The sequence below is a fragment of the Sphingomonas mesophila genome (assembly GCF_003499275.1).
Taxonomy (GTDB): Bacteria; Pseudomonadota; Alphaproteobacteria; order Sphingomonadales; family Sphingomonadaceae; genus Sphingomicrobium; species Sphingomicrobium mesophilum.
The window spans coordinates 2,146,789-2,169,275 of record NZ_QWDF01000001.1; the positions used below are offsets into that span (position 1 = coordinate 2,146,789).

General features: G+C 68.9%; 28 protein-coding genes and 1 tRNA gene. 10 read left to right on the forward strand and 19 right to left on the reverse strand.

The genetic code is table 11. The annotated features are described in order from the left end of the window. Positions 1 to 96: 96 nt before the first annotated feature. Genes D0Z60_RS11770 through D0Z60_RS10730 form a run of 3 tightly spaced genes read right to left on the reverse strand, consistent with a single transcriptional unit; the run spans position 97 to position 1,202 of the window. The gene (locus D0Z60_RS11770; RefSeq protein WP_162888207.1) at positions 97 to 264 is read right to left on the reverse strand and encodes a hypothetical protein; all 168 of its coding nucleotides are present in this window, start codon (positions 262 to 264) and stop codon (positions 97 to 99) included. 12 nt (positions 265 to 276) lie between these two features. After that, complete coding sequence (locus D0Z60_RS10725; protein ID WP_118858227.1) at positions 277 to 780, reverse strand: hemerythrin domain-containing protein; 504 nt, start codon at positions 778 to 780, stop codon at positions 277 to 279. 5 nt (positions 781 to 785) lie between these two features. After that, entirely contained in the window at positions 786 to 1,202 is a 417-nt protein-coding gene (locus D0Z60_RS10730) for a DUF6766 family protein (RefSeq protein ID WP_240325622.1), read from the reverse strand. 204 nt (positions 1,203 to 1,406) lie between these two features. On the opposite strand from D0Z60_RS10730, the gene hppD reads away from it, so the two are divergent. The 3 genes from hppD to paaD all read left to right on the forward strand — a co-directional run bounded on the left by hppD (position 1,407) and on the right by paaD (position 4,312). Continuing rightward, complete coding sequence (gene hppD, locus D0Z60_RS10735) at positions 1,407 to 2,507, forward strand: 4-hydroxyphenylpyruvate dioxygenase (protein WP_118858228.1); 1,101 nt, start codon at positions 1,407 to 1,409, stop codon at positions 2,505 to 2,507. A gap of 150 nt (positions 2,508 to 2,657) precedes the next feature. Then, a complete protein-coding gene (gene pcaF, locus D0Z60_RS10740; protein WP_118858229.1) occupies positions 2,658 to 3,860 on the forward strand; it encodes a 3-oxoadipyl-CoA thiolase in 1,203 nt (400 codons plus the stop codon). Continuing rightward, positions 3,857 to 4,312, forward strand: coding sequence for a 1,2-phenylacetyl-CoA epoxidase subunit PaaD (gene paaD / locus D0Z60_RS10745; RefSeq protein WP_275896718.1), 456 nt, complete (start codon positions 3,857 to 3,859; stop codon positions 4,310 to 4,312). The genes pcaF and paaD overlap by 4 nt, the downstream gene beginning before the upstream one ends. A gap of 107 nt (positions 4,313 to 4,419) precedes the next feature. Here the strand turns inward: paaD and D0Z60_RS10750 are convergent, their stop codons facing one another. The 5 genes from D0Z60_RS10750 to D0Z60_RS10770 form a co-directional block, all read right to left on the reverse strand. Then, the gene (locus D0Z60_RS10750; RefSeq protein WP_118858230.1) at positions 4,420 to 5,337 is read right to left on the reverse strand and encodes a chorismate synthase; all 918 of its coding nucleotides are present in this window, start codon (positions 5,335 to 5,337) and stop codon (positions 4,420 to 4,422) included. After that, the gene (locus D0Z60_RS10755; RefSeq protein WP_118858231.1) at positions 5,334 to 6,533 is read right to left on the reverse strand and encodes a 3-phosphoshikimate 1-carboxyvinyltransferase; all 1,200 of its coding nucleotides are present in this window, start codon (positions 6,531 to 6,533) and stop codon (positions 5,334 to 5,336) included. The genes D0Z60_RS10750 and D0Z60_RS10755 overlap by 4 nt, the downstream gene beginning before the upstream one ends. Then, positions 6,527 to 7,660 (reverse strand): 3-deoxy-7-phosphoheptulonate synthase, encoded by a 1,134-nt coding sequence (locus D0Z60_RS10760; RefSeq protein ID WP_118858232.1) that lies wholly within the window; start codon positions 7,658 to 7,660, stop codon positions 6,527 to 6,529. The genes D0Z60_RS10755 and D0Z60_RS10760 overlap by 7 nt, the downstream gene beginning before the upstream one ends. A 27-nt stretch (positions 7,661 to 7,687) precedes the next feature. Further along, positions 7,688 to 8,668, reverse strand: coding sequence for a 4-hydroxy-3-methylbut-2-enyl diphosphate reductase (ispH, locus tag D0Z60_RS10765; RefSeq protein ID WP_118858233.1), 981 nt, complete (start codon positions 8,666 to 8,668; stop codon positions 7,688 to 7,690). A 65-nt stretch (positions 8,669 to 8,733) separates the two neighbouring features. After that, on the reverse strand, positions 8,734 to 9,165 hold the full coding sequence (locus D0Z60_RS10770) for a DUF2141 domain-containing protein (RefSeq protein WP_118858234.1): 432 nt from the start codon (positions 9,163 to 9,165) through the stop codon (positions 8,734 to 8,736). Positions 9,166 to 9,212: 47 nt separating this feature from the next. Here D0Z60_RS10770 and crtY point away from each other — a divergent pair, with 47 nt between their 5' ends. From crtY to D0Z60_RS10790, 4 genes are read left to right on the forward strand one after another with little or no spacing between them, the layout of a single operon-like run. Beyond that, complete coding sequence (crtY, locus tag D0Z60_RS10775; RefSeq protein WP_118858235.1) at positions 9,213 to 10,358, forward strand: lycopene beta-cyclase CrtY; 1,146 nt, start codon at positions 9,213 to 9,215, stop codon at positions 10,356 to 10,358. Further along, positions 10,355 to 11,830, forward strand: coding sequence for a phytoene desaturase (locus D0Z60_RS10780; RefSeq protein WP_118858236.1), 1,476 nt, complete (start codon positions 10,355 to 10,357; stop codon positions 11,828 to 11,830). The genes crtY and D0Z60_RS10780 overlap by 4 nt, the downstream gene beginning before the upstream one ends. Next, positions 11,827 to 12,687, forward strand: a complete 861-nt coding sequence (locus tag D0Z60_RS10785; protein ID WP_118858237.1) for a phytoene/squalene synthase family protein — start codon at positions 11,827 to 11,829, stop codon at positions 12,685 to 12,687. Before D0Z60_RS10780 ends, D0Z60_RS10785 begins: the two co-directional genes overlap by 4 nt. Continuing rightward, a complete protein-coding gene (locus tag D0Z60_RS10790) occupies positions 12,687 to 14,003 on the forward strand; it encodes a glycosyltransferase (RefSeq protein WP_118858238.1) in 1,317 nt (438 codons plus the stop codon). The genes D0Z60_RS10785 and D0Z60_RS10790 overlap by 1 nt, the downstream gene beginning before the upstream one ends. Here the strand turns inward: D0Z60_RS10790 and D0Z60_RS10795 are convergent. From D0Z60_RS10795 to D0Z60_RS10805, 3 genes are all read right to left on the reverse strand, one after another. Beyond that, positions 13,900 to 14,619: a fatty acid desaturase gene (locus D0Z60_RS10795; RefSeq protein ID WP_118858239.1), complete on the reverse strand. Its 720-nt coding sequence runs from the start codon at positions 14,617 to 14,619 to the stop codon at positions 13,900 to 13,902. The two genes, D0Z60_RS10790 and D0Z60_RS10795, sit on opposite strands and share 104 nt — an antisense overlap. Further along, the gene (locus D0Z60_RS10800; RefSeq protein WP_240325623.1) at positions 14,616 to 15,056 is read right to left on the reverse strand and encodes a sterol desaturase family protein; all 441 of its coding nucleotides are present in this window, start codon (positions 15,054 to 15,056) and stop codon (positions 14,616 to 14,618) included. Before D0Z60_RS10800 ends, D0Z60_RS10795 begins: the two co-directional genes overlap by 4 nt. 108 nt (positions 15,057 to 15,164) lie before the next feature. Further along, a tRNA-Ser gene (locus D0Z60_RS10805) sits at positions 15,165 to 15,255 on the reverse strand. 127 nt (positions 15,256 to 15,382) lie between these two features. On the opposite strand from D0Z60_RS10805, the gene D0Z60_RS10810 reads away from it, so the two are divergent. Genes D0Z60_RS10810 through D0Z60_RS10820 form a run of 3 tightly spaced genes read left to right on the forward strand, consistent with a single transcriptional unit; the run spans position 15,383 to position 16,967 of the window. After that, positions 15,383 to 15,781 carry a metallopeptidase family protein gene (locus tag D0Z60_RS10810; protein ID WP_118858241.1) on the forward strand — a complete coding sequence of 133 codons (399 nt, stop codon included), beginning with the start codon at positions 15,383 to 15,385 and terminating at the stop codon, positions 15,779 to 15,781. Continuing rightward, the gene (gene ccmA, locus D0Z60_RS10815; RefSeq protein WP_240325624.1) at positions 15,778 to 16,332 is read left to right on the forward strand and encodes a heme ABC exporter ATP-binding protein CcmA; all 555 of its coding nucleotides are present in this window, start codon (positions 15,778 to 15,780) and stop codon (positions 16,330 to 16,332) included. The genes D0Z60_RS10810 and ccmA overlap by 4 nt, the downstream gene beginning before the upstream one ends. Continuing rightward, entirely contained in the window at positions 16,329 to 16,967 is a 639-nt protein-coding gene (locus D0Z60_RS10820; protein WP_118858242.1) for a heme exporter protein CcmB, read from the forward strand. Before ccmA ends, D0Z60_RS10820 begins: the two co-directional genes overlap by 4 nt. On the opposite strand, the gene D0Z60_RS10825 is transcribed toward D0Z60_RS10820, so the two are convergent. From D0Z60_RS10825 to D0Z60_RS10855, 8 genes are read right to left on the reverse strand one after another with little or no spacing between them, the layout of a single operon-like run. Beyond that, on the reverse strand, positions 16,964 to 17,836 hold the full coding sequence (locus tag D0Z60_RS10825; protein ID WP_118858243.1) for a class I SAM-dependent rRNA methyltransferase: 873 nt from the start codon (positions 17,834 to 17,836) through the stop codon (positions 16,964 to 16,966). The genes D0Z60_RS10820 and D0Z60_RS10825 overlap by 4 nt on opposite strands. Continuing rightward, on the reverse strand, positions 17,833 to 19,059 hold the full coding sequence (locus D0Z60_RS10830; RefSeq protein WP_118858244.1) for a M16 family metallopeptidase: 1,227 nt from the start codon (positions 19,057 to 19,059) through the stop codon (positions 17,833 to 17,835). Before D0Z60_RS10830 ends, D0Z60_RS10825 begins: the two co-directional genes overlap by 4 nt. After that, positions 19,056 to 19,649 (reverse strand): SURF1 family cytochrome oxidase biogenesis protein, encoded by a 594-nt coding sequence (locus D0Z60_RS10835; RefSeq protein ID WP_118858245.1) that lies wholly within the window; start codon positions 19,647 to 19,649, stop codon positions 19,056 to 19,058. Before D0Z60_RS10835 ends, D0Z60_RS10830 begins: the two co-directional genes overlap by 4 nt. Further along, the gene (locus D0Z60_RS10840) at positions 19,646 to 20,002 is read right to left on the reverse strand and encodes a DUF983 domain-containing protein (protein WP_118858246.1); all 357 of its coding nucleotides are present in this window, start codon (positions 20,000 to 20,002) and stop codon (positions 19,646 to 19,648) included. Before D0Z60_RS10840 ends, D0Z60_RS10835 begins: the two co-directional genes overlap by 4 nt. A 4-nt stretch (positions 20,003 to 20,006) precedes the next feature. Further along, complete coding sequence (locus D0Z60_RS10845; protein ID WP_118858247.1) at positions 20,007 to 20,837, reverse strand: cytochrome c oxidase subunit 3; 831 nt, start codon at positions 20,835 to 20,837, stop codon at positions 20,007 to 20,009. Between the two features lie 32 nt (positions 20,838 to 20,869). Beyond that, positions 20,870 to 21,415, reverse strand: a complete 546-nt coding sequence (locus tag D0Z60_RS10850) for a cytochrome c oxidase assembly protein (protein WP_118858248.1) — start codon at positions 21,413 to 21,415, stop codon at positions 20,870 to 20,872. Then, entirely contained in the window at positions 21,412 to 21,543 is a 132-nt protein-coding gene (locus D0Z60_RS12040) for a hypothetical protein (protein ID WP_275896719.1), read from the reverse strand. The genes D0Z60_RS10850 and D0Z60_RS12040 overlap by 4 nt, the downstream gene beginning before the upstream one ends. Continuing rightward, positions 21,540 to 22,436, reverse strand: coding sequence for a heme o synthase (locus D0Z60_RS10855; RefSeq protein WP_118858559.1), 897 nt, complete (start codon positions 22,434 to 22,436; stop codon positions 21,540 to 21,542). The genes D0Z60_RS12040 and D0Z60_RS10855 overlap by 4 nt, the downstream gene beginning before the upstream one ends. Positions 22,437 to 22,487: the final 51 nt, after the last annotated feature.

Sequence of the window (22,487 nt, forward strand, 5' to 3'; positions counted from 1 at the left end):
GGTCGATACGGACACGGCACGGATTTGCGCTGGCCCAAGCGGTCTCTCCCGTAAACGAAAAACCGCCTAAACTAAGTTAGTTAGCCTTCGCAACCGCTAGCGGTCGCCCTTGTCGCCCTCGCCTTTCTTCGACTTGGTCTTGGCGTCGCGCCGCTGGTCCTGGGCGAGGCTCCGGCCGACGTCGTCGCTTTCCTTGAAGCGCCCTTCCTCGTCGCGGCGGACGAAGCGCTTGTCGGTCCCGGTATCGATCAATTCGCGCGGCATGGTCCTACTCCTTTACTGGGTCTCTTCGAGCGTGGTGAAGGTCGGCGGCGGAACGCCCTCGGCGGTGAACTTGGTCTTGAGCTCTTCCTTGCGCGCCGCCAGCTCGTCGCCCAGCGCGTCCATGTCGAGCCCGGCCTTGCGCGCCTGGGCGAACAGCCCCTCCATGCGCTTTTCCTCCTCCTCGACGTGGTGCTCGATCTGCTCCTGCAGGACCTTCACCTTGGCGTCGTAATATTCGTCGGCCGGCGAGCCCGCGAGCAGTTCGCCGATCAAGACCTTGGCGCCGTCATGCTCGACATAGGCCTCGCTCAGCATCTCCTCCTCGACCTTGCCCTCGCACGCCGGGTAGAACAGCTCCTCCTCGATCATCGCGTGGATCGTCAGCTCCATGCAGATTTCGTTGGCCAGCGCCTGCTTGCGCTCGTCGCCGCGCGCCTTCTCGTACTGCGCGAACAATTCCTCGACCGTGCGGTGATCTTCCTTCAGCAATGCGACTGCGTCTTGCTTGGTGGCCATGACTGTTACTCCGTTGCGAGGGGCGTGTTGGCGGGGCGTCCGTGGGGCTTGGCATGTCCTCCATGCCGAACGAATTCGCGGTCGAGTTGTTCGATCATCCGCTCGCCGTCCTTGCCGCCGACGATCTGCAGGATGGCGTCGAGCTTGGCCTCGGCGCGGTCGTCATTCTCCTTCGACGCCGGCGATCCGACGTAGAGGAAGTAGGCGAGGCCGACGACCTGCCACAGCAATTGCAGGAATTCGGACTGCCAATTCTCGAACGTGTCGCGCAGCGCCTCGACCGAAAAGCCGGAGAATTCGGCGCTCTGCCCATGCTCGGCGGCGTCGGCGACATAGGCCTGCCAGCCGAAATACCAGTGCAGTACCAGCGAAATTAGGAAAAAGCCGATGGTGATCCACGCATAGGCGTAGCGTTTCAGCATGAGCTGTCCTCCTTTCCGCGACCCGGCCGCGGCGGATACCGCCTTTCGGTCAGGTCCCGCTCCAACCCGCCAGCGCGCGTCGGGTTCAATCGGCTCGGCTTAACTTAAGTGAAGTTTCGCGCGGCGCCGCTCTCGGCCCGCCGCCGCCCAAGCTTGAAATGCGCCGCTCACCGGCGCAGTTGGGCGGGCAAAGGAGCACGCGCCATGGCCACCACCGCCGATCCCAAACCCAATACCGACCTCGGCCCGCTCGGCCTCGAGAACCCGATGGGCACCGACGGCTTCGAATTCGTCGAATATACCGCGCCCGACATCGAGCTTTTGCGCGACCTCTTCACCAAGATGGGCTTCCCCGAAGTCGCGCGCCACAAGTCGAAGGACGTCACGCTCCACAAGCAGGCCGACTGCAACTTCATCATCAACGCCGAGCCCGGTTCCTATGCCGAGGACTATGCCCGCGAGCACGGCCCGAGCGCCTGCGCCATGGCCTTCCGGGTGACCGACGCCAAGGCCGCCCACGCCCGTGCGCTCGAGCTCGGAGCGACCAATGTCGAGGTCTCCCGCGGCGACGGCGAGCTCGACATTCCGGCGATCGAGGGCATCGGCGGCTCGCGCCTGTTCTTCGTCGACAAGTACCGGGACGGCTCGATCTACGACGTCGACTTCGACTTCCATCCCGACTGGCAGCAGCGGATGGCGAGCGAGGACAGCAAGCTCACCTACATCGACCACCTCACCCACAACGTCCATCGCGGGCGCATGGCGGTGTGGGCCGACTTCTACGAGAAGCTCTTCAACTTCCGCGAGATCCGCTATTTCGACATTGAGGGGAAGGTCACCGGCCTGTTCTCCAAGGCGATGACGTCGCCCTGCGGCAAGATCCGCATCCCTTTGAACGAGAGCCAGGACGACAAGAGCCAGATCGAGGAGTTCCTGCGCGAATATAAAGGCGAGGGCATCCAGCACATCGCGCTCGGCACCAGCGACATCTACCAGTCGGTCGACGTCATCCGCGAGCGCGGCATCCCCTTCCAGGACACGCCCGACACCTATTATGAGATGCTCGAGGAGCGCATCCCCGGCCACGGCGAGAACATCGCCGAATTGGAGAAGCGCCGAATCCTGATGGACGGCGCCCCGACCGAAGGCCAGGGCCTGCTGCTCCAGATCTTCACCCAGAACGTCATCGGCCCGATCTTCTTCGAGATCATCCAGCGCAAGGGCAACGAAGGCTTCGGCGAAGGCAATTTCAAGGCCCTGTTCGAATCGATCGAACTCGACCAAATGCGCCGGGGCGTCATTTGATTCATCCTTCGAGACGCGTCGTCGACTTCGCTCAGCCGCTCCTCAGGATTAGCGGGTTAGACCGAGAATTCCCGCTCATCCTGAGGAGGGACTGAGTAGCTCCGCAAGGAGCGTATCGAAGGCCCGTCTCGAAGGACCTATATGAGCCCGATGACCCACGCCTACATCTGCGACTACATCCGCACCCCGATCGGCCGCTATGGCGGCGCGCTCAGCAGTATTCGCGCCGACGACCTCGCCGCCCTCCCGATCGCAGCGCTGATCGACCGCAACCCCAGCGTCGACTGGGCCCAGCTCGACGACGTTATCCTCGGCTGCGCCAACCAGGCCGGCGAGGACAATCGCAACCTCGCGCGCATGGCCGGATTGCTCGCCGGCCTGCCCGACAGCAGCGGCGGGGTCACGCTCAACCGGCTGTGCGGCTCGGGCCTCGACGCGGTGGCCATGGCCGCCCGCGCCATCCGCGGCGGCGACGCCGACCTGATCATCGCCGGCGGCAGCGAAAGCATGAGCCGCGCACCGTTCGTCCTGCCCAAGGCGCAATCGGCGTTCGACCGCAACGCGGAGATCTACGACACCACCATCGGCTGGCGCTTCGTCAATCCGCGAATGCGCGACCAATATGGCGACGATACCATGCCGAGCACCGCCGAGAACGTCGCCGAGGAGTTCGGGATCAGCCGCGCCGACCAGGACGCGTTTGCGCTCAACAGCCAGCAGAAGACCGCCGCCGCCCAGGCCAGCGGCCGGCTCGCGGCCGAGATCGTCCCGGTCGAGATTCCGCAACGGAAAGGCGATTCGCTCGTCGTCGACAAGGACGAACATCCGCGTCCGACCAGCCTCGACAAGCTTACCGCCCTGAAACCGATCGTGCGCAAGGACGGCACCGTCACCGCCGGCAATGCGAGCGGAGTCAATGATGGCGCCGCCGCGCTGATCGTCGCATCCGAAGAGGCGGCCAGGCGCAACGGCCTGACACCGCGCGCGCGAATCCTCGGTGCGGCCGTCGCCGGGGTCCCGCCGCGCATCATGGGCATCGGCCCGGCCCCGGCATCGCGCAAGCTGCTCGACCGCCTCGGCCTGACCTTCGACCAGCTCGACGTGATCGAACTCAACGAAGCCTTCGCCGCCCAGGGCCTCGCCGTGCTTCGTCAGCTCGGCCTCGCCGACGACGATCCGCGCGTGAACCCGAATGGCGGCGCCATTGCGCTCGGCCATCCGCTCGGCATGTCCGGCGCGCGCCTCGCCGGCACCGCCACCGAGGAACTCCAACGCGGCGGCGGCCGCTACGCGCTCGCCACCATGTGCATCGGCGTCGGCCAGGGCATCGCCCTGGCGCTCGAGCGCGTGTGAGCGACGTGGCTGACGTCGATCGGGCCGCAATCATGGCCGTCCTGGCCGAGGTGCCGGACCCCGAGATCCCGGCGGTGTCGGTGCTCGATCTCGGCATCGTTCGCGGCATCGAGGGCGGCAAGGTGATCGTCACCCCGACCTATTCGGGTTGCCCGGCGACCCAGTTCATCGAACAGTCCATCCGCGCCGCCCTCGACGCCGCCGGCTTCCGCTCGGTCGGAATCGAAACCCGCCTCGCCCCCGCCTGGACCACCGACTGGATCAGCGCCGCCGGCAAGGCCAAGCTCGCCGCCTACGGAATCGCCCCGCCCGACCTCGCCAAGGCCGCCACCTGCCCCCAATGCGGCTCGACCGACACCGAAGAAGTCAGCCGCTTCGGCTCGACGCCGTGCAAGGCCCAATGGCGCTGCAGGGACTGCCTGGAGCCGTTCGACCGCTTCAAATGCCACTAGCCGAGCCCCCGAGCATAAGGGCGTGATCGCGCAGCGAACGCGACCTTATGTCGAAGAGTGGGCGAAGGCCGGCCGACCTCGCGGAGCGAGGATCGATGTCACGGGATTTACTCCCGTGACGGCCCCTCGCCACACTGCCCCCGCTGCAGCAGCTTGTGATCCGCCAGCACCAGCGCGACCATCGCCTCGACCACCGGGCTCCCACGGATCGCGACGCACGGGTCGTGCCGCCCGCCGATGCCGACGCTCGAGGTCGGCTTGAACGCCGCGCGCAGCACGATCTCCCGCCCCGTCGAAATCCCGCCGTCGATGCCGCTTGCCGCCATCGCCGCGCCGCTCGCCCGGCCGCGCGCGCTGGCCGCGGCGAAGCCCTCGCCGATCTCGACCGCTTTCACCGCATTCACCCCCATCACTGCGCCCGCCAGTTCGGCGTCGAGCTTGGCGTAGACCGGCGCGCCCCAGCCGGCCGGCACCCCGCTGGCGATACATTCCACCAGACCGCCAAAACTGTCGTCCTCGGCTAGGATCGCGTCCCACTTCGCCGCGTCGGTCTCGCCGCCGATGGCGATCACCCGCGCCGCGATCGTCACCTCGGGAATGACCAGCCGCGCCACCGCCCCGCCGGCGACCCGCATCGCCGTCTCTCGCGCGCTCGCCCGCCCGCCGCCGCGCGGATCGCGCAACCCGTATTTCGCCTCATAAGCCGCGTCCGCATGGCCGGCGCGCGGCGGCAAATCGGCATAATCGCCCGGCCGCGCGTCCACATTGTCGATCGTCATCGCGATCGGCGTTCCCGTCGTCCGCCCGTCGTACACCCCCGAGAGGATGCGCACCCGGTCCGGCTCGGCCCGCGCCGACACCTTTGCCGAAGTCCCGGGCCGCCGCGCGTCGAGCCAGCGCTGGACCCACGCCTCGTCCAGTTCGATCCCCGGGGGGCAACCGTCGACGACGCAGCCGATCGCCGGCCCGTGGCTTTCCCCCCAGGTCGTCAGCCGCAACATCCGCCCAAAGCTGTTGACGCTCATGCGATCTCCGCCCCGATCCCGCGCATTCCTTCGACGAACCCCGGAAAGCTGGTCGCGATCATGCTTTCCTCGTCGACGCTGACCGGCCCCGCGCTCGCCAGCCCGAGCGTCAGGAACGCCATCGCGATGCGGTGATCGCCCTCGCTGCGAACCACCCCGCCGCGGCTTCGGCCGCCGAAAATATGAAGATCGTCCCCTTCGACGCGGGCATCGATCCCGCATGCGCCCAGCCCGGCGACGATCGCCGCCAGCCGGTCGCTCTCCTTGACCCTGAGTTCGCCAACGCCCTCAATCACGCTTGCACCCTCGGCTCGCGCGCACGCCACGGCAAGCGTCGGCACCTCGTCGACCAGCCCCGGCACCGCGTCCGCCGTCACCCGGCAGCCCATGAGCGGCGCGTGGCGAACCCGCACATCCGCCACCCGCTCGCCCGACTGCACCCGCGCGTTCGACCACTCCACATCGGCCCCCATCCGCTCCAGCACGCGCAGGAACCCGACCCGCAGCGGATTGGCCAGCAGCCCCTCGACCCGCACCTCGGATCCCGGCACCACGGCCGCCGCGACCAGCCCGAACGCCGCCGCCGACGGGTCCCCCGCGATTGCGATCTCCGCTCCGGCGTGAGCGAGCATGATCTCGGTATGATCCCGGCTCGTCGCCGGCTCCTCGACCCGCACCTCGACCCCCGCCGCCAGTCCCGCCAGCAGCAGCGCGGACTTGACCTGCGCCGACGGCGGATCGTTGGCATGCGCAATGCCCTCGAGCGGCCCGCCGCGCACCGTCAGCGGCAGCGTCTCGCCGCCCTCGATCACCGCCCCCATCCGCCTGAGCGGCGCCACCAGCCGCCCCATCGGCCGCCGCGACAGGCTGGCATCCCCGACAAACCGCGCCTCCACGCCCGGCATCCCGGCCACGGCCCCGATCAGCAGCCGCGCCGTCGTCCCGCTGTTCCCGCAGTCCACGTCCTGCGATGGCGACCGCCACGCCCCGCCGACCACCCGGTCCGCCTCGACCCTCACTCCGAACTGGCTAAGCGCGGCCGCCGTCCGCCCGACATCCTCGCCGTCGTTCAAGCCCGTGATCACCGTCTCCCCCGCCCGCATCGCGCCAAGAATCAGCGCGCGGTGCGAGCAGCTCTTGTCGCCCGGCACCCGCAGCAGCCCCTTGAGCGGACCGCCCCGCCGCGCGGTCAGCACCTTACCGCCGCCAGCACCGCCGCGGCCTCATCCTCGGTCAGCCGCGGATCGCACGGGAAGTCCGCGCCCGGATCGATCCCGTCCGCCCCGACGCACTCCGCCGCGCCCCCCGCCGTCACCTCCAGGTGAACCCCCGCCGCAACTACCCCCGCCGCGCGGCAGATCGCGGCGAAGTCGCGCGCTTCGGCGAGCACGTCCGCCACCCGCCGCTGCTTCCTTGCCCCGATCCGCCGCGTATTGCCGTGCATCGGATCGACCATCCACGCCGCTGCCAGCCCTTCGGCCCGGGCCCGCTCGAGCCACCCCGGCAGCACATCGCCGACCCGCTCCGCCCCAAGCCGGGCGATCAGCACCAGCCGCCCCGCCTCCCGCTCCGGGTCGAGCCGCTCGGCCAGCCGCACCATCTCGTCCGCGCCGAGCGACGGCCCGCACTTCACGCCCACCACATTCGCCACCCCGGCCGCGAACGCGACATGCGCGCCGTCCAGCTGCCGGGTCCGCTCGCCGATCCACAGCGCGTGCCCCGATCCGGCCCACCACCGCCCGTTCGCCCCCCGAAAGCACAAAGCCTCCTCATACGGCAGCACCAGCGCCTCGTGGCTCGCGTACATCCCGCCCTGACGGCGCAGCCTATCCAACGTCGCCACCGAATGCCGATAGGCCGCCACCAGCCGCGTCGGGTCATGCGCCCGCGCCCCGGCCGAGAACTCCACCCCGTTGATCATGTCGCCGCGCCACACCGGCAGCGCTTCGCCCCCGCGCGTTTCCGTCGCCGAGCTCCGCGGCTTGGCGAACTGCCCGCCGATCCGCCCGATCCGGACCACCGGCCCGCCGGCCTCTGCCGCCAGCCGCCCGATCACCCCCGCCATCGCCTCGGCCGCCGCCCCCGGCTCCGCCGCTAACGACTCCGCGCAATCCCCCGCCTGGATGATGAACGCCCTACCCCGAGCCGCCGCCGCGCACTCGGCCCTCAGCGCCGCGCACGCCGCTTCGTCAACCAGCGGCCCGCCCTCGGCAACCTCCGCCAGCGCCCGCTCCACCGCGCCAGGATCGCCATAATCCGGCTGCTGCAGCGCATTGAGCGCGCGCCAGTCCGACGGCTGCCAAAGATCGAGAACGGCGGTCATCCCCGCCGGTTAGGCCAAATCCGCGCCCTATGGGAGAGCGCGCGCCGCCCCGCCGATCGCCACCGGCCGGAACACCATCGTCTCGCGCGCCGCCTCGACCTCCTCGACCTCGAGCGCGAACCGCCCACCAAGCGCCGCGACCACCTCGGCCACGCTCGATTCGGGGGTCGAGGCCGCCGCCGTCAGCCCGATGACCTCGGCGCCCACAACCCGCCCCCAGTCGATCGCCTCCGCCCCGGCCACCAGCTGCACCGACCGGCAATCCGCGGCCGCCACCTCCGCCAGCCGCCGCGCGTTCGACGAGAAATCCTCGCCCACCACGATCACCGCTTCGGCCCGCGCCGCGATCGCCTCGACCGCCGCCTGGCGGTTGGTGGTGGCATAGCAGATGTCGCCCGACGGCGGCTCGGCGAGGTCGGCGAAACGCGCCCGCAGTGCCGCGACGATCCGCTCCGCCTCGCTCACCGCGAACGTCGTCTGCACCGCATAGGCCACCGGCCGGTCGCGGCCGATGCCGAGCGCCGCCACTTCCTCGACCCCGCCGATCACGCGCACCGCCCCCTCGGGCGCAAAGCCCAGCGTGCCCTCGATCTCGGGGTGGCCGCGATGGCCGATCAGCACCACCGCCCGCCCGGCGCGATGGTGGCGCGCGACCTCGCGGTGGACCTTGGCGACCAGCGGGCACACCGCGTCGTAAACCTTGAGGCCGCGCCCCCGCGCGTCGGCGGCGATCTCGGGCCGGACGCCGTGCGCCGACAGGATCAGCACCGCGCCCGGCGGTGCCTCGCGCGCCTCCTCGACGAACACCGCGCCCTCGGCCTCAAGCTCGCGCACAACGGCGAGATTATGGACGATCGCCCGGCGCACATAGACCGGCGGCCCGTGCACGCGGATCGCCTCGCGCACCGCCTCGATCGCCCGGCGCACCCCGGCGCAAAAGCCGCGCGGGGCGGCCAGCAGCAGCGTCGCTCGGGGCTTGGCGGGGGCAGGCGAGGGCGGCAACGGCATGAACGATCCTGGCCCCCGGCGGCTCGGATCAGGCTATGGGCGCGCCGCTCCCGCCGCCATCGCGGCTAAAGTAGGTATTGCATGCGGATCGTCTGGCCGCTCTCACCCGCCGGCACCCTGATGGTCACTTGCCTGAATTTTGGCGCCCCGAAGCGAATTCGGGGGTTGCCCGAAAATCCGAACCCTTCGCGCGGAATGCCCATCATCATGTCCAGCCGCTGGTTGCGGTTCTCGTCATGAAACAGGGTGATCGCATAGGCTCCGGCGGGGATCGCCTTGAAGCGCAGCGTTCCGGCATTGGCGGCGACGGTCGATCGCACCGCCAGCGGGTCGCCGCGGCAATCGGGGAAGTGTTTCGGGTTGCGAGTCAGGCAGGCGTGAATGACGCCTTTCGCGTTGCGGACATTGCTCACCGCCACGGTCAAATCGGCGGTCTGGGGGTCGACCACGGCGGCCTGAGCGGCCATGGCGAGGATCATCGTCAAGCTCATGGCCATGGACGATATCGAAGCTATTGTTGCTGCGCCATTGCTGGATGCCGTCCATGACCGATCCTCGACCCGCGCTGATCATCGCCGGCGGCGGCCTCGCCGGCGGACTGGCCGCGCTGGCGCTGGCCAAGCGGCGGCCCGATGTCGATTTCCTGCTGATCGAGCAGGAGCATGCGTTCGGCGGCAACCACATCTGGTCGTTCTTCGACAGCGATGTCGCGGTCGAGGACCGCGCGCTGCTCGCTCCGCTGGTCGCGGCGCATTGGGACGATCACGACATCCGCTTCCCGCGCCGCAAGCGCCGCCTCGCGCTCGGCTACAACAGCGTGCGATCCGACCTGCTCGACCGTGAACTCCGCCAGCGCCTTCGCCCCGGCCAGTATCGCCTCGGCTGCACCATCGACCGGCTCGCGCCCGATCATGTCATCGTCGGCGGGAAACGGATCGATGGCGGCGCGGTGATCGACGCGCGCGGCCCCGGCCCCGCGCCGGGGCTCGATCTCGCCTGGCAGAAATTCGTCGGCCGGACCTATCGCTACGCCGCGCCGCACGCGGTCGAGCGTCCGGTCATCATGGACGCCACGGTCGACCAGTCCGACGGCTACCGCTTCCTCTATTCGCTGCCGTTCGCCGCGGACGAGCTGATGATCGAGGACACCTTTTATTCCGACACGCCCGATCTCGACCCCGAAGCCCTCGCTGCCGGCCTTGACCAGGCTGCCGCCGCCCACGGCTCGGCGAAATGCGTCGAGGAAGAGATCGGCGTTCTCCCGATCCTGCTCGGCGGCGACCTCGCCGCTCTGTGGCCCGATGACGGCATCGCCCGGCTCGGCATGGCCGGCGGCTTCTTCCACCCGACCACCGGCTATTCGCTGCCCGATGCGCTGGCCAACGCTCGCCTCCTCGCGGAGCAGCGCGACTTATCCGGTCCCGCCATCGCCCGATTGCTGCGCGCCCGCGCCGAGCGGCTGTGGGACGACCGCCATTTCTTCCAGTTGCTGAACCGGATGCTGTTCCGCGCCGCCGACCCGAGGGAGCGTTACCGCGTGCTCGAACATTTCTACCGACTGCCGCTGGCGACCATCGCCCGCTTCTACGCCGCGCGGCTGACCGCGCTCGACAAATTGCGGATCCTCAGCGGCCGTCCGCCGGTCGCCGTCGGCCGCGCGCTCGCAGCGATGCGAAAGCAGGCGGCATGACCCGCACCGCCGCCATCATCGGCTCGGGCTTCGGCGGCCTCGCGCTGGCCATCCGGCTTCAGTCGGCGGGCATCGCCACGACCATCTTCGAAGCGCGCGACAAGCCGGGCGGGCGCGCTTATTATTGGGAGAAGAACGGCCACGTGTTCGACGCCGGGCCGACCGTCATCACCGATCCCGACTGCCTGAAGGAATTGTGGGCGCTGAGTGGCGCCGATATGGCCGACGACGTCACCCTCGTTCCGGTCTCGCCCTTCTACCGGCTCAACTGGCCCGACGGCACCAATTTCGATTACCTCAACGACGATTCCGAGCTCGCCCGTCAGATCGAGGAACTGAACCCGGCCGACGTCGCCGGTTACCGCCGCTTCCTCGATTACTCCGCCGGCGTGTTCCAGGAAGGCTATGTCAAGCTCGGCGCGGTGCCGTTCCTCGATTTCAAGTCGATGCTCGCCGCCGCTCCGGCGCTCGCCCGCTACCAGGCGTGGCGCTCGGTTTATTCGATGGTCTCCAGCTTCGTGAAGAACGACAAGCTGCGCCAGGCGCTGTCGTTTCACACGCTCCTGGTCGGCGGCAATCCGCTCACCACCAGCTCGATCTACGCGCTGATCCACAAGCTCGAGCGCGACGGCGGGGTGTGGTTTCCCTTGGGCGGCACCAACCGCCTGATCGCCGGCATGGTGCGCCATTTCGAGCGGCTCGGCGGGACCCTCCGCCTCGACGATCCCGTCACGCGCATCGCTGCTTCGGGCACCCGGGTGAACGGGGTCACCACCCGCGGCGGCTTCACCGGCACGTTCGATGCCGTCGCCTCCAACGGCGATGTCGTGCGCACCTACGATTTGCTCGATCACAAGCGCGGGCCGCGGGCCGCCGCCCGGCTGCGCCGCAAGCGCTTCTCGCCGTCGCTGTTCGTGGTCCATTTCTCGGCCGACGGCGACTATCCCGACGTGCCCCACCACACCATCCTGTTCGGGCCGCGCTATCAGGGGCTGCTCGGCGACATCTACGGCGGGAAGCTGGCCGACGATCCGTCGCTCTACCTCCACCATCCCAACATCACCGATCCGTCGATGGCGCCGCCCGGCAAGTCGACCTTCTACGTCCTCGCCCCGGTGCCGCACCTCGGCCATTCGGACATCGACTGGGCGACCGCCGGACCGGCCTATGTCACGCGCATCCTCGATATCCTCGAACAGCGCATGCTGCCCGGCCTCAAGGCCAATCTCGGCGAGGTCTTCCATTTCGGCCCGCTCGAGTTCGAGGCCGAACTCGACGCCCATCTCGGCTCCGCCTTCAGCCTCGAGCCGGTGCTGACCCAGTCCGCCTGGTTCCGTGTCCACAACCGCGACGACAAGCTGCCCAACCTCTATTTCGTCGGCGCCGGCACCCATCCCGGCGCGGGCATTCCGGGCGTCGTCGGAAGCGCCAAGGCGACCGCCGGGCTGATGCTCCAGGACCTCGCCGGATGAGGGCGCTCTACACCCGCGCCGAGCTGGTCGAGGGCGCGCGCCAGGCGATCGTCGCCGGGTCCAAGTCGTTTCGCGCCGCAAGCCGGCTGTTCGACCGCGAAACCCGGGAGCGCGCCTGGCTGCTCTACTGGTGGTGCCGCCATTGCGACGACGCCTGCGACGGCCAGACGATGGGGTTCGGCTCCGGCCCTAAGTCGCCGGTCGCGGGCTTGCGCGAAAAGACCCTGCTCGCCGCCGCCGGGCAGCGGGTCGGAGAGGGGCCGTTCGACGCGCTCGGGATGTTGCTTCGCGAACGGCCGATCCCGGTTTCCATGCTCGAAGACCACCTCGCCGGCTTCGCGCTCGACGAGCGCGGCTGGCGGCCCCAGACCGAGGAGGACCTCGATCGCTACTGCTATCACGTCGCCGGCGTGGTCGGCTGCATGATGGCCATCGTGATGGGCATTTCCCCCGACGACCGCGAAACCCTCGAACGCGCCGCCGACCTCGGCATCGCATTCCAATTATCCAATATCGCCAGGGACTTACGCGAAGATTCCGAGGCTGGCCGGTGCTACGTCCCGGCCAGCTGGTTGGCCGATCTAGGAAACCACTGCACTGTCCATTCGGCCATCGCCACCCGCCTCGTCGACCGAGTCGCCGCCTACGAAGCCTCGGCCCGCTCCGGCGTCGCCCAGCTCCCCTTCCGCAGCCGCGTCGCGGTCCTCGCCGCGCTGCGCATCTACGGCGCCATCGGCCGCGAGGTCGGCCGCCTCGGCGACCAGGCGTGGGACCGCCGAGTGACGATCGGCAAGGCCCGCAAGCTCGGCTTCCTCCTGCCCAGCCTGGCCGAGGCCGCCCGCACCCGCCGCGCCTGATGGCGCACTTCGCGATCCTCTGCCCGCCGCTCCCCGGCCACATCAACCCGATGGCCGTTCTCGCCCGCGAGCTCGAGGCGCGCGGCCACCGCACCACCTTCCTCGGCTTCCCCGACATGCGGGCCAAGCTCCCCGCCGGCCAAGCGTTCGTGCGCTTCGGCGGCGAGGACTGGCCAGAGGGCAGCCTCGCACCCTATCTCGAGCGCTTGTCGCGGCTCGGCAGCCCGCTCAGCCTGTTGCGCCTGATCCGCGACCTCGCCGGCTTCGCCGAGACGATCTGCACCACGCTCCCCGCCGCGCTCGGCCAAATCAAGCCCGACGGCCTCGTCATCGACCAGACCGACGCCGCCGCCAGCCTTGTCGCCACCGCGCTCGGCATCCCGTTCGTCAACATCGCCAACGCCCTTCCGCTCAACCTCGAGCCCGGAGTTCCGCCGCCGGTCCTCCCCTGGCCCTACGACCCGAGCGACGGGGGCATCCGCCGCAACCTCGGCGGTTACCGAGTCGCACGCTGGATCGAGCGGCCGATCACGAAGGTCATCCGCCGTCACGCAAAACGCCTTGGCCGGCCCGACATCCGCTTCGCCGACGAGGCCTGGTCCGAGCTCGGCCAGGTCACGCAATGCATCCGCGGCCTCGACTTCCCACGCCGCGAACTGCCGGCGAACTTCCACTACCTCGGCCCGTTCCGCGGCTCCGAGCCGCCGCTCGAGATTGATCTTCCCGACGACGGCCGGCCGCTGATCTTCTGCTCATTCGGAACGCTCCAGGGATCGCGCGCCAGCCTGTTCCGAGCTGTGGCGGAATCGGTCGAGCCGCTCGACGCCCACCTCCTGATCGCCCACGGCGGGATGCTCAGCGAGCGCGACATCGCCCGTCTACCGGGCAAGCCGCTTGTCCACGCGTTCTTCCCTCAGCGCGCCGTTCTCTCCCGTAGCGCGCTGGCGATCACCCATTGCGGCTTCAACACCGTGCTCGACTCGCTCGCCCACGCCGTGCCGATGGTCGCCCTGCCGATCGCCTTCGAGCAACCCGCCACCGCTGCCCGCCTCGAACATGCCGGTGTCGGCCAAGCGCTCCATCGCCGCCGAACGGCAAAGCCGATTCGGGAGGCCGTCGAGCGGGTGATGGGCGACGCCCGATATCGCCAGCAGGCATTGGTGCTGTCGAAGGAAATCGCTGCCAGCGGCGGCGCCCCCCGCGCGGCCGAGCTTATCGAGCAGGCGCTCGGCGCTGGCGCTCCTCGGGCAACCGCCACCATGGCACGTGCGGCGCCAAATGATGCTCGTGGTGATAGCCGAAATGGTAGCAGCTGAGCAGCGAGGCGAGCCAGCCGAAGGCGTTGCTGCGCGCGCGGTGATCGTCGGCGAAGCCGTGGGCGTGCGGCCGATGCGGCAAATAGGTGCCGAAGTAAAACAACTGTAGTGACGACAGGATCGCCGGCGCCGCCCAGAACAGCAGGATATTCGCCATCGGCGCCCCGGCCAGCCGAAGCGCCACGGTCGCTGCCGCCAAAGCAAAAAACTGCGGCCAGCCGAAGTAGCGGCGAAGGAAGCCGGCATACCATGGCAGCAGCCGCTCGTGCGTGCTGAAGTCGGGATCATCGGCCGTGCCCGGCGCCCGGTGATGCTCGAAATGGCTCTTTCGCAAATCGTCGAACCAGAAGCCGGCGTAGAGCGCGAGCGCGACTCGGCCGAAGCTAAGATTGATGCCGGGCCGGTGCGGCGCGAGAGAGCCGTGCATCGCGTCGTGGGCGATGATGAACAGCCCGACGTTGAGCCAGCACGCCGCCGCCATCAGCAGGGGCGCGAGCAACAGGCTCGAGCGGCCGAACTCGAAGAAGAATAGTCCGTAGGCATGAATTGCCGCCCACGCCGCGATCACCGCCAGCGCCAGCGTCACGCCGATCACGGTTTGCCGGGCCGCCGTCATGGCCGTCCACGCCCCAAGCGCATCTGACCGATCAATTTGCTCACCGGCGGCGCATAGAGAAAGCCAAACGACACCGCGCCTTCGCGGTCCTTGACCGCATGATGCAGCCGGTGCGCCTGCACCAGCCGCTTGAGATAGCCCCGGCGCGGGACCAGCCCGATCGGCAGCCGACGGTGCACCAGCCCGTCATGCAGCAGCGTGTAGAGCAGGCCATAAACGACCAGCCCGACACCGACCCACCACAGGGCGGGCCAACGTCCGCCGGCGATGAACAGGCCGATACTGAGCGCGGCGAACAAGATTGCGTAAAGGTCGTTGCGCTCAAACGCGCCTTCGCGCGGCTCGTGGTGCGAGCGATGCCAGCCCCAGCCCGGCCCATGCATTACGAAGCGATGCACCGCCGCGGCGACGACCTCCATCGCCACCACGGTCGTCACGACGATCGCAGCCGGAATCAGCCAATTAGGGCCCATCGCGCGAGGATACGCTTCCCCCGTAGCGCCGTCCACCACCCCTTAGTCCGGTAGGGTCAGCGCGCGTAGAAGTGGCGGAGCGGGAGGGATTCGAACCCTCGATACGGTTTTGCCGTATACTCACTTTCCAGGCGAGCGCCTTCGACCACTCGGCCACCGCTCCGCACCGCGCCCCGGTCGTTCGCCGCTCGGCGAACGTGAATCGGGCGCGCATCCATCCTTCCGCCTGGCGAGCGCGGCTCTAGAGGCGCTTGGCGGCGCGGGCAAGCTTGCCTAGGGTCCGCGGCGCCATGACCCGCCGCTTCGGCCAGCCGCCGACCCTCGAGGAAATCGCCGCCATCGCCCGCGAGGCGATCGCGCATCTGCCCGGGCCATTCGCTTCGCGGCTCGCCGATGTCGTGGTGCAGGTTGACGATCTTGCCGAGGAGGAATTGCTTGCCGAGCTCGGGATCGAACATCCGCTCGACCTTACCGGAGTTTACGAGGGCGTTCCGCTGCACGAGCGCAGCGTCGAGCACAGCGGCACCATGCCCGACCGGATCCGGCTGTTCCGCCGTGCGATCCTCGACGAATGGGTCGAGGACGGCGAGGAGCTCGAGCATCTCGTGCGCCATGTGCTGATCCACGAAGCGGGTCACCATTTCGGCTTCACCGATGCCGACATGCACGCGCTGGAAGAGGAGGCTTGAGCCTGGTTTCCGGCCGCGGGCTCGCGTTGGTGCGCGGCGGCCGGCTGCTGTTCGAGGGGCTCGACCTCGAGCTTGGCGCGGGCGAGGCGTTGCTGCTGACCGGCCCCAACGGCTGCGGCAAGTCGAGCCTGATCCGCCTGGTTGCCGGTTTGCTTCAGCCCAGTGCTGGAACCGTGCGTCGCGAGACAGCCGCGCTTGCCGACGACAGCCTCGCGCTCGATCGCGAGCTTCCGCTGCAACGCGCGCTGGCCTTCTGGCGCGGTCCCCGCCTCGAGGAGGCGATGGCAGCGCTCAATCTGCACCGGCTCGCCGACGTGCCGGTACGCCTGCTGTCGACCGGCCAGGCCCGCCGCGCCCGGCTGGCGCGGGTCGTGGCCAGCGGTGCGCCCTTATGGCTGCTCGACGAGCCGCTTAACGGGCTGGATGGGGAGGGGGTCTCGGCCCTCGATGCCGCCATCGCCGCTCACCGCTCCGCTGGAGGAACGGTCATCGCCGCCAGCCACCGCCCGCTCGGCGGCGGCGAATGGCGACAGCTGGACTTGGGTCGATGACAAGCGCGCTCATCCTGCGCGAACTCCGCCGCGGCTGGGGCGGCGCGGCGTGGCTACCCGCGATCTTCTTCCTAATGGTCGCGGCAATTGTCCCGTTCGCGATCGGACCCGATGCGCCGCTGCTCGCCCGCGTCGGCCCCGGCGCCCTGTGGATCGCCGCGCTGACCTCGGCGCTGCTGCCGATCGAGCGGCTGATCGAGCCCGATCGCGCGGACGGGGTGCTCGATCAGCTGGTGCTGACCGGGACGAGCGAGGAAGCGGTCGCGGTGGCCAAGATAGTTGGCCACTGGCTTGCCTTCGGCCCGCTGCTGCTGGCTGCCCTGCTGCCCGCCAGCGCACTGGTTGGGCTCGGTCCGGAAGCGACGGCACGCACGGCGCTCAGCCTCGTGATCGGAACGCCGGCACTGGCCGCCCTCGCCGTCTCGGTGGCGGCGCTGACCACCGGGCTTGGCCGCGCATCTTCCCTTGCCGGCGTGTTGCTGCTCCCTCTCGCGGTTCCGGTGGTCATCTTTGGTGCGTCAGCGGCGGCTGCCGATGGCGGCGCCGCGCTCAAGCTGCTCGGCGCCAGCGCCTTGTTCGTCCTCGCCGGCGCACCCTTCGTCACCGCGGCGGCGATCCGCGCCGGGCGGACCTAGGACCTCGACCAGCGCGCGAAGATCGCCGTCGGCAGGAGCAATCCGCGCGCTTCTTCGCGCACCGCCATTTCCCCGCACTCGACGTGCCCGCCGAGTGGCGCGGTCAATTGACGCATCAGCTCGCCGATGCTCAGAGCGCTCATCCGTACCGCATAGACTGTCAGCACCAGAAAACGGCTGTCGCTATCGAGCAAGCGGACACAATCGGCCAGCAGCGGCGCGAGATGCTCTTCCAGCCGCCACAGTTCGCCCTCCGGCCCGCGTCCGAACTTCGGCGGGTCGAGCATGATCCCGTCGTAGCGCCGACCCCGCCGCACCTCGCGCGCGGTGAATTTGGCGGCGTCGTCGACCAGCCAGCGGATGGGGTGCCCGCTCATGTCCGACAGATCGGCATTGCGCCGCGCGCCTTCGACCGACTTCTTCGATGCATCGACATGGACCATGCGCGCGCCGGCCTCCGCCAATTGTAGCGTTCCGACGCCGGTATAGCCGAACAGGTTGAGCGCTTCGGTGCCCTCGCCGAGCCGCTCGCGCATCCAGTCCCATTGCGGCGCCATGTCGGGAAAGAAGGCGAGGTGGCGGAACGGCGTCAGGCTGGCGTGGAAGCGGGTCGCACCGCGCGCCAATGGCCAGTCGCGCGGCAGCTCACGGTGCTGGATCCAGCGGCCGCCGCCCTCCTCGTCGCTACCGGGGACGAAGGTCGCGTCGGCCTGCCACTCCTCGGTCGCCGGAGCCCACATCGCCTGCGGATCGGGGCGGATTACGGTCACCGGCCCGTAGCGCTCGAGCTTGCGCCCGCCGCCACTGTCGACCAGCCCCCAATCGTCCCACGGTTCGGCGACGATCGTTTTCAGCTCGGCCAGGCTCATGCGGCCAGCGCCAGCTTCGCCCCGACGCTCGACAGCGCCCGCGGCCCGGCCAGCATGCGAGTCCCGACCGCGCGCACCTGGTCGAGGGTGATCGCATCGAGCCGCGCAACGATCTCGGTCGGCTCGATCAGCGCGCCTTCGCGGAGCAGCCGGGTGGCGACGTAATAGGCCTGCCCCCAGCAGCTCTCGAGGCTCATCATCATGCCCGCCTTGGCCATCGCCCGCGCCCGCTCGAGATCCCGCTGGCTGAGCTCGCGCGCGCATTCGGCGAGCACAGCCTCAATCTCATCCTGGGCCCGCCCAGCCTCGCCGCGATCGACCGCGGCGTAGGCGTAGAACAGGCCGCAGTCCGCGAACGGCATGGCGGCGGCCGACACCGAATAAGCGAGGCCATTGTCCTCGCGCAGCCGCTGGAACAGGTGCGACGATGAGCCCCCGCCGGCGACGTCGGCGAACAATTGCGCAGCATAGGCGTCGCCGTCGCCCCACGCCGGGGCGGCCATGGCGATTGCGAGATGGGCCTGCACGCCGCGGCGCCGCTCGAAGCGCTGGCCACCGACGAAGCGCGCAGGTGGCGAAGCGGGGCGGGCGCCCGACGGCATGCTCCCGAACGCAGCCTCGGCGAGGTCGACCAGCCGCGCATGCTCAAGCTTGCCGGCCGCGACCAGTACCAGGTTCGACGCCGCGAACTGCTCGTTTTGCCACGCGTGGAGGTCGTCGACCCGAATCGCCGCCAGGCTGTCTGCGCTGCCGAGCACCGAGCGGCCGATGGGCTGGTCCGGAAAGGCGGCTTCCTGGAGCAGGTCGAAGACGATATCTCCGGCCGTGTCGCGCGTCTCGGCCAGCTCCTGCAGAACGACCTTCTTCTCGAGATCGAGGTGCGCTGCCTCGAAATGCGGCCGGCGAATGAGATCGGCGAGCAAATCGACGCCGAGCTTCAGGTCCGGCGCCAGCAGGCTTGCGTAGAAGCCGGTGATCTCGCGGTCGGTCGAAGCGTTGAGGTCGCCGCCGACATCCTCGATCAGCTCACTGATCTGGCGCGCGCTGCGCCCGCCGGCGCCCTTGAACACCATATGCTCGAACAAATGGGCGAGCCCGTTCTTGCCTGCCGCCTCGAACCGAGATCCGGTCGGAGCGTAGAGCCCGACCGCAACCGTCTCAACGCTCTGCATCGGCCGGCTCGCGACGCACAGCCCGTTCGCTAGAGTGGAGCAGTGCATCATCGGTTCGCCTCCTTGTCGCGCCGGGCACGCAGCGCAAGGCCGTAGATCACTGCAGCGATCAGCGCGAAGGCGAACCATTGGAAAGCGTAGGAGCGGTGGCTGTTGCGGATCATCGCCGGCGACGGCGCCGCGCTCGGCTCGAGCCCGCCGAGCCCGCTTTCGGAGACGAGCCGCACTCGTCGGACGCGATCGGGCGAGATGACTCCGCTGACCGGGCCGCCGCGCCAGTCGGGCTTGATCTGCGGATTGGCCGCCCAGCCGGCGTCGACCGTAATTCCCGGCCCTTCGGCTCCCGTCCGGCAGTCGGCGAGGAAGGCATAGCCGATCGCGCCGCGCCGGTTCTCGCCGGCAACCTGACGCCAGCCGGTGACCTCGGTGCACAGGCCGGTCGCGCGGCGAAAGAGCGGTAACGGCTCGGGTGCCGGAGCGGTGGGAAAGGCGATGGGGGAAAGGCCCTGCGCCGCCGCATAGCTTGCCACCAGCGCATCCTTCTGCGGGGCCCGCCACAGCAATTGCCACAGGCCGAGCCCGATCATCGTCGACACCGCGACGGCGACGACCAACGTCGGCACGAGCGGCCAGCGCCTCATTGCGCGACCCGTCCCTCGCCAGCACGGTGGCGAAACTCCTGAAACATCAGTGCCGCCTTGCCGATGCGCAGCCCGCCGACGGTCAACGCGACCGTGACCGGCAGCCAGATGATGTGAACCCACCAGGGTGGGCCAGCGACGAGTTCGACAGTGATTGCCGCGGTGGCGACCAGCGCGCCGACGACCAGGATCAGAAAGGCGGCGGGACCGTCACCGACGTTGAATGCCGCGAGGTCGAGCCCGCACGCACGGCAGTCCGGGGCGATCCGCAGCGGCCCGGCGAATTGCGTGCGCGACCCGCAGCGGGGGCAGAGCCCGCCCAGGCTCGCCCCCGCCAGTGTCGGTCCGCTCATCGCGCTAGCCGTGGACCGGCGCGCCCCAGCTGCCCCAGATGTAGATCGAGACGAACAGGAACAGCCACACCACGTCGACGAAGTGCCAATACCAGGCCGCCGCTTCGAACCCGAAATGCTGCTTGGGGGTGAAGTGGCCCTTCGCCGCGCGGAAGTAGCAGACGATCAGGAAGATCGTGCCGACGATGACGTGAAAGCCGTGGAAGCCGGTCGCCATGAAGAAGGTCGAGCCGTAGATCGTGCCGCCGTTGGTCGTCTTGAACGCGAACGGCGCGTGCATGTACTCATAGGCCTGGACCGCGGTGAACACGAGGCCGAGCGCGATCGTCGCCAGCAGGCCCTTCTTGAGCCCGTCGCGGTCGCCATTGATCAGCGCATGGTGCGCCCAGGTGACGGTCGTGCCCGAGCACAACAGGATCAGCGTATTGAGCAGCGGCCAGCTGAACGGATTGAGCACTTCCGTGCCCTTCGGCGGCCACTGCGCACCGACCGTCTCAACCGCGCTCGGGAACAAGGCTGCAGAGAAGAATGCCCAGAACCACGCGACAAAGAACATCACTTCCGACGCGATGAACAGGATCATGCCGTAGCGCAGGTGCAGCTGGACCACCGGCGTGTGGTCGCCGGCATGCGCTTCCTTGATGGTGTTGCCCCACCAGCTGATCATGGTCACGATCACGCCGACCAGCCCGGCGAGCGTCACCGCCATGCCATAGGGGTTGTCGTGCATCCACATCACGCCGCCGCCGGTCAGCGCAAGGGCGGAAAAGGCGCCGATCAGCGGCCACGGGTCGGGCGCGAGGATGTGATAATCGTGGTTCTTGGTGCCGGCCATCTCTGGTTCCTCGGGAGTCTCGTGGCGCCGCTCTAGCTTCCGCTGGAGGGATTTTCCACCGGGTAAAATGTGTAGCTGAGCGTGATCTCGTCGATGTGGCGGGTGGCCGCATCTTCGCGGATCTTGGGGTCGACGTAGAACACCACCGGCATCTTGACGCTCTCGCCCGCCTTCAGCGTCTGCTCGGTGAAGCAGAAGCATTCGATCTTGCTGAAATATTGCCCGGCCTGCGCCGGCGTGACGTTGAAGATCGCGCGTCCGGTGGTCGGTCGGGCGACGAGATTGGTCGAGATGTAGTTGACGACCGTCCGCGCACCAGGATTGACCCGGATCGTCGTCTGCTCGGGCGCGAACTTCCAAGGCAGCGAGGACTCGATGTTGGCGTCAAAGCGGACCCCGATCTGGCCGGCGACCGCGCCTGGCGCATTGTCGGCCACCTGGGTCGTGCCGCCGAAGCCGGTCACCTGGCAGAAGATTCGGTAAAGCGGCACCGAGGCGAAGGCGAGCGCCAGCATCGCTAGGCCGAACAGTGCGGCCCTGAGGGCAACCGCCTTGTTGCGCTGGGCGATCGCAGTCATGGCTTGAACAGCATCTTGGCGATGGTGATGCCGAACACCAGCACCACGAACAGGCCGAGCAGGATCGCCGTCACCCGCGCATTGCCGCGCTGGCGGGCGCGGATCAGATCGTCACGGTCGCCGCTCATGCCAGCACCAGTCGGTCCGCGACGAGCGCCCCGAACAGCACGAACAGATAGAGTATCGAAAAGCCGAACAGCTTCTTCTCCGGCGCCATTCCGGACGGCTCCGTCGCGCGGTTGCCGGCGACTCGGATCGCGAGCAACAGGAACACCAGGTTGAGCGCCGCCGAGACGATGCCGTAGATCGCCCCGGCGTAGCCCAGCGCCCACGGCGCCAGCGCGGCGGCGATCATCGGCAGGGTATAGATCAGGATGTGGCGCCGGGTCGCGGCGATCCCGGCGGTTACCGGGAGCATCGGCACGCCCGCTTTCGCATAGTCGGAGCGGACGAACAGGCTCAGCGCCCAGAAGTGCGGCGGGGTCCACAGGAAGATGATCGCGAACATCAGCCACGCCATCACCGGCGTGCTGCCGGTGGCCGCGGCCCAGCCGATCAGCGGCGGAAAGGCTCCGGCGGCGCCGCCGATCACGATGTTTTGCGCCGTCCGCGGCTTGAGCCAGACGGTATAGACGAAGACGTAGAACAGGATCGAAATGGTGAGCCAGGCGGCGGCCAACCAGTTGGCGGCGACGCCCATCAGGATCACCGAGAAGACCGACAGGCCGACGCCGAAGTGAAGCGCCGACTGGCGGTCGAGCCTGCCGTCCGGAAGCGGTCGCTTGACGGTGCGCCGCATCTTCGCGTCGAGGTCCGCCTCATACCATTGGTTGAGCGCTCCTGCGGCGCCGGCGCCAAGCGCGATGCACAGCACTGCTGTGAAGGCGATGACCGGGTGGATCGGCGCGCGCGCGGCGACCAGGCCGCACAGGCCGGTAAACACGACCAGGCTCATCACGCGCGGCTTGGTCAGCGCGAACAGGTCGCGCCAGTCGGCCGGCATCCGGTCCGCTTGGTCCATCGGCAGGGTGGTCACGCCGCGGCCTATAAGGATTTGGCGCGCTTTGGAAAA